This is a genomic window from Xenorhabdus sp. NBAII XenSa04, assembly GCF_963866145.1.
In the GTDB taxonomy this organism is placed as follows: domain Bacteria; phylum Pseudomonadota; class Gammaproteobacteria; order Enterobacterales; family Enterobacteriaceae; genus Xenorhabdus; species Xenorhabdus indica.
Genome location: NZ_CAWMEB010000068.1, coordinates 69,790 through 77,397 on the forward strand (window position 1 = coordinate 69,790; position 7,608 = coordinate 77,397).

Here is a 7,608-nt window from a genome sequence, read left to right on the forward strand (position 1 = left end):
CCTTGCTAACGTTAAAGAACAACTATTGTACGTTGTGAATCTTCTGGGATCTACTTGTGGATAATGTGGTTATTTACTTTTAATTTCAGGGTCTGATTGTCCTCATGATCGGGTTTTGCAGGGAGATCAACGTCTCTGTTGACTGAATTTCTTCAATCGTCTGGATCTTGTTGATAAGTACATCCTGGAGGGATTCGATAGAACGACACATTACCTTGATAAATATACTGTAATGTCCAGTGGTGTAATAAACTTCAACCACTTCATCCAGTTTATCGAGTTTCTGTAATGCTGCCGGATAATCTTTAGCACTTTTCAGGATAATGCCGATAAAACAGCACACATCGAACCCTAGTTGCTTAGCACTGATATCAACTCGAGTACCTGAAATAATCCCTGCCTGTTTCATTTTTTCCACACGGACATGGATTGTTCCTGGGCTGACTGCGAATTTTTTGGCTAATTCTGCATAAGGTGTACGCGCGTTATCCATCAAAGCGTGAAGGATGTCACGGTCTAAATTGTCGATCTGATAAATTTCCGCCATTTTTAATCCCTATTTTTGAATAATATTCATTTTTATAGTGTAAAAATTATCGTTTATAAATCTTTTTGGATATTTTTATTATCAGATATTGAATTTGTTCTCCATTTTGTTGCTTAATCTATATCAACAGGACACAGGGTCACTAAAAAATTTTGAGAGTCGCATCATGAAAACATCCTTTATTGAAAAACAGCAACAGATTAGTTTTGTGAAATCTTACTTTTCACGCCTGCTAGAGAAGCAACTTGGTTTAATCGAAGTGCAGGGGCCAATTTTGAGCCGTCTTGGTGATGGAACTCAAGACAACTTGTCAGGCCACGAGAAAGCCGTACAGGTGAAAGTTAAGACATTGCCTGATGCCACTTTTGAAGTGGTTCATTCTTTGGCTAAATGGAAACGCAAGACATTAGGTCGCTTTGGTTTTCAAGCAGAACAAGGGTTGTATACTCACATGAAAGCTTTGCGTCCTGATGAGGATCGCCTGACTCCTATCCATTCGGTCTTTGTTGATCAGTGGGATTGGGAAAAAGTGGTTGGTGAAGGTCACCGTTCACTCGACTATCTAAAACAGACAGTAGGTAAAATCTACGAAGCGATAAAAGAAACACAACAAGCAGTCAGTAAGGAATTTGGTCTGGCACCGTTCCTGCCAGATCAAATTCACTTCATTCACAGTGAAGAGCTTCTGAAACGTTATCCTGGTCTGGATGCCAAAGGTCGTGAGCGTGAAGCAGCCAAAGAATTTGGTGCTATTTTCCTGATGGGGATCGGCGGTAAGTTGTCTGATGGCCAGGCACATGATGTTCGTGCACCGGATTATGACGATTGGACGACACCAAACAGCGATGGTTTTTTAGGGCTGAACGGTGACATTATCGTCTGGAACCCTGTTTTGCAGGATGCGTTTGAAATTTCTTCAATGGGTATCCGTGTTGATGTTGAAGCACTGGAACGTCAGCTTTTACTGACTGGTGATGAAGAGCGTTTGCAATACGATTGGCATCAATCTTTGCTAAAAGGTGATATGCCACAGACTATCGGCGGTGGTATTGGTCAATCTCGCTTAGTGATGTTACTGTTGCAAATGGCACATATTGGTCAGGTTCAGTGTGGTGTTTGGTCACCGGAGATCATTGAATCTGTTGAAGGTGTGCTGTAAGGCTGTGTTATAAATTTTAGTCGGATGGTTTTTGGCTCAATGCCGCCATTTCCGCAGTAAACGGCTTGTAATTCCGGTATCAAAGCGCCAAATATGATCAAATATCTGCATGATACCGGGCTTCCCGTAATTGGACAGGGATACCGCATGGAAGCGGTGTTTTTGGTGCTGTTGCAGACTTTGTATCTGATGGATTAGCTCTTCCGGCAAACGCTGGGCAATGAAATCCGAAATAACAACAGTGTCAGCATTTCTCCAGATAGACTCTTTCATTTTCTCCGTTACTGTTTTAAGACAGAAAGCCAGATCGGTTCCTCCTCTAAAAGTTTGTCCCAGAAAATGTACAGCCTGAGTCAGCCCATCTTGTGACGTTAAGTTATAATGAATGATCTCTGTGGAGAACAATATGATATGACATTGACGATTATCAGCCAGAGCAATACGCATCAAGGCCAGACAAAATGCTTTGGCACAACGCTCATTGAACCCTCCCATCGATCCAGAAGTATCTACACAGACAATAAATGGTCCCTGGGGTTGTTCTTCATTGTCATGGTGAATAACGGGTTTTAATACGGTTTTTGTCTGCCAGTTATCCCCTTGTAGACAATAAGTTAGTAATTTTTTTTCTATCAGCCGACGATAAAAGTCGTACTCCAGCTCCTTAATCCCCAACATGGCCAGCTCTGTGGGTAAAAGTCTCAGGATATCGTCACTCTGTTGGAGTCCATTTACCTGTTCCGGTACAGTATCTGGCATACGTTCAATTTTTGGGAAAGCTTCCAGGTCAGCACTATTTTTTGGAATTGATTTAGCAGCTTGGTTACGGCCTAATAATTGAGCCAGCTTTTCCAATTCAGATTGTTGCTTGAGGAATTCAGCATATTGAGTGATTAATGATATTTTATATGCTGCCAGATGAAGTTGTCCTTTGCTCATATCCCATAATCGTCCCGCTGCACGATCATTTTCGTCAAATACGGGAGCGAGGTTATTCATGATTATTAATCGTTTTTGGATCTCAGCCAGTAACTGATCTTTTTCTTGTTCCAGCAGTATCCTGTGAAATTTTGTGACTTGTAGGATCAAACTGCTGCGCCAGCGTTGAATAAACAACGTATGTCCTGCATGGCTGTGTTGAGATAATGTTTCGCACAACGTGAAAGCATCATTAGCAAAAGGAGACTGGATTTGCTGGAGTTTGTCGACAAGTTGAGGAAGTTGCCGGTAAAAAACAGCAGGTTCTGTAGTTATTATTTGTTGATATAACTGAAATTCTTCGGCCAAAAGAACAGGAACAATGGCATCTTTGAGCTTTTGCCGTAATGTTTGCTGCCAGTTTGGAATGTCTTTCTGCAATGATTTTTTAAATTTTGGGAATTTTTTACAGAAAGCGACCAATTGAGGGGAGCTTAATAGCGTTGAAATAGTTTCCTCTATCAATTCACTTTCATTAATGGCTAGCAAAAGATCAAGTGTTGTTAAAGCTAGCATGTTACTACCCCACTTTTGATCGTAGCTGTTTTAACCTTTCGGTTAATTGGAGAAAACTTTGCTCAATATTGGCAATCCAGTGTTCTTCTATAAATAAACAGGGTTGATGTTGGTTAAATAATTGGTGTTGTTGTTGAATTTCGTCATGTATAGAAAGCCATTTTGCATTCCATTGCACCTTTACCTTTTCTTCCAGAATGATCTGTTGTTCAAATCGGCATAAAACTGCACTGTTTCGGCTGGTATCTAGAATTTCAATCTGATTTTTTTCGTTAATTTCAAAAGGAATTTTTTGTGGAAAACCTATTCCGTTTAATCGGATAAGCAATACTCTATTGTTATTTTTAAGTGAATTTTCCAATGCATTTTTATCTATTTCGATAAAGTTAACTGCAAGATCATGTAGATTTAATGAAGGGTACAGAAATAGTGTCAGCTTTTTTTCATGGATATTTTCCGGGAGAGTATAGTGTGTATGACGACCCAAAAATGATGATTTCGTGATTAGTTGCAAGGGGAAATGATGATTTTCATCTTGTCTGGAGTTTATCCACTGTTGGTATAGCTCATCCATTTTTTGCATCAAGGCACGTTGTTGATAAGCTTGTTCTGTCAGTAAGTTATGCAGGAGTTGTGGCAAATATTTTAAACTATTTAGATCGTGCCATAGGCAATTTTTTAATAACACTAGATCCAGTGGAGATATACGGTTTCTCCCACTGAAAAATGCACTGGCTTGTAATAAACGAATGGACTTTTTCCATCGACGATCTGAAACGCGGGGGACATGCTCTGTAGCATGAATTTGCTGGCGCAATTGATAGATCAACTCGAAAATAGGATCCGGCAAAGAGATGTGGCTTATTTTCTCCTGCCATTGATCAAACTCTTCATCTGTAATTTGAAAATGATCCGGTACAGGGTTAGAGTTTTCATCACGGTGATCGGTGAGTAGGGCACGAAAATTTTTCTTTTCTTGAATATTGTCCAGCCAGAGGCGGATCAATAGGCGATCATAGAGGGCTTCCAGACTCTTATCGGCATCAGGCAGTTCATTAGACGCTGTGATTAACAGCCTCATTGGTAACTGTTCTTCCTGATTACCATTCCTGAATTTCTTTTCATTAATTGCTGTCAACAACGTATTCAAAATGGCCGGTCCCGCTTTCCAGATTTCATCCAGAAAAACAATTTCTGCTTCTGGTAAATAACCTTCAGTAAGGCGTTGGTAACGCCCTTCATCTTTGAGTGCTTGAATTGAAAGGGGACCGAAAATTTCTTCTGGAGTGGAAAAGCGTGTCATTAAATATTCAAAAGCATGAGCACGCTGAAAAGCAAATTTTAGCCGACGTGCTATCAGACTTTTGGCTATCCCCGGCGGGCCAAGAAGAAAAACACTTTCTCCACATAAGGCTGCCAGCAGACAAAGACGAATAGCTTGTCGTCTTTCATATAGCCCACTTTCCAGATACTGGCTTAACTGGGATATTTTCTCAACCAATTGCATATTGTGAACGCCGCAGTTTGAATAATTACCTCCATTTATTTATAGGTAAAATGTATTCTATGCAAAGACTTTAATGAGAGTTTATTGAGCTTTTGTTGTCCTGAGTCTATTCAGAGAATACCTGATTTAATCTCTGTATTGATAATGATTGTTTAAGAAGTTCAAGTTGGGACTGCCATTTTGGCGGCTCAGATTAAAGACAATATACTAAAATTATTTAGCAGGAATAAATGCAATGAGTATGGCAAAACTGGTAGTGATGGGTAGTATCAATGTCGATCACATCTTGAATCTCAAATCATTTCCTCGGCCGGGAGAAACCGTGCAAGGGGAGCGGTATCAGGTAGCATTCGGAGGAAAAGGAGCAAATCAGGCGGTTGCTGCTGGCCGTTGCGGGGCTAACATTACATTTATTGCTTGTATTGGGCAGGATGATATTGGGGAACAGGTCCTCCAACAACTGGTGAAAGATAATATCAATACTTCTGCTATTGAAGTTATTGCTGGTGAAGCAACTGGCGTAGCGCTGATTTTTGTCAATCAGCAGGGAGAAAATATCATTGGCATTAATGCCGGAGCGAATGGTGCGCTTACACCAGAATATCTCCGTCGTTATGAGCAAGTGATTAAAGACGCGAATGCATTGTTACTACAGCTTGAAACGCCATTGGACACAGTGCAACTTGCTGCGGAAATAGCGAAAAAACACAACACCAAAGTGATCTTGAATCCTGCTCCGGCCCAAAAAATCTCAGATCGGCTACTTTCTCTAGTGGATATTATTACTCCCAATGAAACAGAAGCAGAGTATCTGACAGGCGTCTCGGTAACAGATGATGCCGGAGCCGAAAAAGCAGCTCAGTCGTTGCATAATAAAGGCATCGAAACGGTTATCATCACGCTGGGAAGCCGTGGAGTATGGTATAGTGAGAAAGGTAAACAAGGAAAAGTTGTATCCGGGTTTGAAGTAAAAGCCATTGATACGATTGCAGCAGGAGACACATTTAATGGTGTTTTAGTGACGGGAATATTGGAAGGGAAAGAAATATTATCGGCGATTCGTTTTGCTCATGCCGCGGCGGCAATAGCGGTGACACGTCATGGTGCGCAGCCTTCTGTTCCGTGGCGAAGTGAAATTGATGCATTTCTGGTTGAACAGGGTTAATTTGTGGCTACTATGGTAGTTTAATTCTTAATACCGAAAGTAACCTAACTGAATGCTCCGCTGTATAGAGACTTTGTTGCAAAAACGCATTGATGGCCTGTTGATTCTGTAAGTCAACGTTAACAACATTATTTTTTAGTTCGCTTTTTCTTAACCAAGTTGCTGCCATCCTCTTTATTTAAGAACAGAAAGATAAAAGCAGAAACCAGAGTAATCGAACCTATAGTGATAAACGTATAGTGAAAGTGATCTATTGTAGAACCATAACTCACTGACTCATAAAATCGCAGAATTGCTGCACTGACTGTGACACCTAAGCTGATGGATAACTGTTGAGACACCGCCAGCAAGCTATTTCCGGCACTGGCATTATCCTCATTTAAGTCACCAAGAGTAATTGTGTTCATTGCTGTAAATTGAGTAGACATAACCATTCCCAATATAAATAGAGGAATGATCAAAAACACGAGTGACAATGCTGGTGATTGTAGTGAAAACTGGGTAATCATTAATCCAATAATAACAGTGACCCAAAATAGAGTATTTCTGTATCCGAATCTGGCCAGTATCTGGGTGACAAAAGATTTTGCCAAGATAGAACCAATAGCATTTGGTGCCATCATAATACCTGCAATAATTGCTGAGTAACCAAAACCTACCTGTAACATCAGTGGAATAAGAAAAGAAAGTGATCCTGTACTCAAACGGGTAGCAATATTACTGCCGATACCAACTGAAAATGTTCTGGTTTCAAATAACTTGAGATCAATAAGTGGATTGGGATGCCTTTGGGCATAGATACAATACCCAGACAGCATAATGACACCTACAGCTAACACTGCTGTCGGAACATAATTAGACAACGTATCATTACCAAATAAATCCAGACTGACCGAAAGCATCACTAAGCCTGAGCTGAACATTATGAAGCCCAGAAAATCAAAGGGGCTCTTTGGCATGGTAAAGTTGGGCATATGTTTCCTGGCATAAATAATACCCAGTAAACCGATGGGAATATTGATAATGAATATCCAATGCCATGTTGCGTAAGTTACTAACACTCCTCCAAGAAGAGGGCCCAAAATTGGGCCAAGCAATCCAGGCATTGTGACAAAATTCAGAACAGGTAACAGTTCGCTACGTGGATAAGCCCGTAATAAAGCTAAGCGAGCAACTGGCATCATCATAGCGCCGCCGATCCCTTGAACAACGCGTGAAATCACTAAAAGGGAGAGAGAGCTGGATAATGCGCAAGCGAGAGAACCTAAAGAAAAGAGGGATACGGCATAAATGAAAACCAGTCGGGTGCCAAACCTATCAGCTAACCAGCCACTGACAGGAATCAACATCGCTACAGTTAAAGTGTAACTGACAATAGCAGGTTGCATTGCTAGTGGAGAATGGTTAAGGCTTTTAGCAATTGCCGGCAGAGCTGTATTAAGGATTGTTGCATCCAGAGATTGCATAAAAAAAGCCATCGCTGCAATCCAAGGTAATCCCGACATATTGCGTGCGGATTTGACCATCAGATTTCCTGTCATGTTGTAATAATGATGATTTAGTAACTAAGTAACATTTTAATACATAAAAATATACCCAACAGATTTCGAGTTGCACCGCATGGATTTTAAAATTGTTGTCAATAGCACCACTTATTGAGTGAAAAAAGAACTTTTCTGTCGCTTTTGTTGAAAAAAAATGCGAACAGAAAAAAAATGCAAAAAAACTATTGTCAG

At 40.5% G+C, this 7,608-nt stretch carries 6 protein-coding genes; 2 read left to right on the top strand and 4 right to left on the bottom strand.

What is annotated here, in order from left to right; all coding sequences use genetic code 11:
• Window positions 1-85: 85 nt before the first annotated feature.
• Complete coding sequence (gene asnC / locus AAC147_RS03600) at window positions 86-547, bottom strand: transcriptional regulator AsnC (RefSeq protein ID WP_047679052.1); 462 nt, start codon at window positions 545-547, stop codon at window positions 86-88.
• A 166-nt stretch (window positions 548-713) separates the two neighbouring features.
• Here asnC and asnA point away from each other — a divergent pair, with 166 nt between their 5' ends.
• On the top strand, window positions 714-1,706 hold the full coding sequence (gene asnA, locus AAC147_RS03605; protein WP_047679053.1) for an aspartate--ammonia ligase: 993 nt from the start codon (window positions 714-716) through the stop codon (window positions 1,704-1,706).
• A 36-nt stretch (window positions 1,707-1,742) separates the two neighbouring features.
• Here asnA and viaA read toward each other — a convergent pair whose 3' ends face one another.
• Window positions 1,743-3,200 carry an ATPase RavA stimulator ViaA gene (viaA, locus tag AAC147_RS03610; protein ID WP_047679054.1) on the bottom strand — a complete coding sequence of 486 codons (1,458 nt, stop codon included), beginning with the start codon at window positions 3,198-3,200 and terminating at the stop codon, window positions 1,743-1,745.
• A 4-nt stretch (window positions 3,201-3,204) separates the two neighbouring features.
• Complete coding sequence (gene ravA, locus AAC147_RS03615) at window positions 3,205-4,707, bottom strand: ATPase RavA (protein WP_047679055.1); 1,503 nt, start codon at window positions 4,705-4,707, stop codon at window positions 3,205-3,207.
• A 235-nt stretch (window positions 4,708-4,942) separates the two neighbouring features.
• On the opposite strand from ravA, the gene rbsK reads away from it, so the two are divergent.
• The gene (rbsK, locus tag AAC147_RS03620) at window positions 4,943-5,872 is read left to right on the top strand and encodes a ribokinase (RefSeq protein WP_047679056.1); all 930 of its coding nucleotides are present in this window, start codon (window positions 4,943-4,945) and stop codon (window positions 5,870-5,872) included.
• Window positions 5,873-6,000: 128 nt separating this feature from the next.
• On the opposite strand, the gene mdtD is transcribed toward rbsK, so the two are convergent.
• Window positions 6,001-7,398, bottom strand: a complete 1,398-nt coding sequence (gene mdtD, locus AAC147_RS03625; protein ID WP_047679057.1) for a multidrug transporter subunit MdtD — start codon at window positions 7,396-7,398, stop codon at window positions 6,001-6,003.
• Between the last annotated feature and the right edge of the window lie 210 nt (window positions 7,399-7,608).

Bases quoted from the DNA above. Each gene is read 5' to 3' on its own strand.
- rbsK (WP_047679056.1), top strand. From the start codon at position 4,943: ATGAGTATGGCAAAACTGGTAGTGATGGGTAGTATCAATGTCGATCAC.
- ravA (WP_047679055.1), bottom strand. From the start codon at position 4,707: ATGCAATTGGTTGAGAAAATATCCCAGTTAAGCCAGTATCTGGAAAGT.
- asnA (WP_047679053.1), top strand. From the start codon at position 714: ATGAAAACATCCTTTATTGAAAAACAGCAACAGATTAGTTTTGTGAAA.
- asnC (WP_047679052.1), bottom strand. From the start codon at position 547: ATGGCGGAAATTTATCAGATCGACAATTTAGACCGTGACATCCTTCAC.
- mdtD (WP_047679057.1), bottom strand. From the start codon at position 7,398: ATGGTCAAATCCGCACGCAATATGTCGGGATTACCTTGGATTGCAGCG.
- viaA (WP_047679054.1), bottom strand. From the start codon at position 3,200: ATGCTAGCTTTAACAACACTTGATCTTTTGCTAGCCATTAATGAAAGT.